We start from the raw sequence: 264 nt of genomic DNA on the forward strand, positions 1-264 counted from the left end.
TTCGCCTTCGCGGTCTCGACGAAGTTCGAGTTGACCGTCTCTAACATTGCGGTCCGCCCGATCCGAAGCTCCGCCGCCATCGAGGCCGAGCCGAGGATGATCGCCGCCGGGAGGATGAGCTTGATGTCGATCGCGAGCGCGGTCCAGTCGCTGACGTACGGCACCGGAAGGAACAGGATGTCGGTTGTCGAGAACCACTCGAGGTTCGGGGTGCCGGTGATGCTGATGTTCCGAGACGCGAAGTCCGGACCGAACGCGTACCAG

At 63.3% G+C, this 264-nt stretch carries 1 pseudogene; it reads right to left on the reverse strand.

Annotated elements, in window-relative coordinates:
* Positions 1-264, reverse strand: a pseudogene (locus SM753_RS20745) (ABC transporter permease); the annotation flags it as partial.

The organism is Halostella sp. PRR32 (assembly GCF_034808085.1).
Taxonomy (GTDB): Archaea; Halobacteriota; Halobacteria; order Halobacteriales; family Natronoarchaeaceae; genus Halostella; species Halostella pelagica.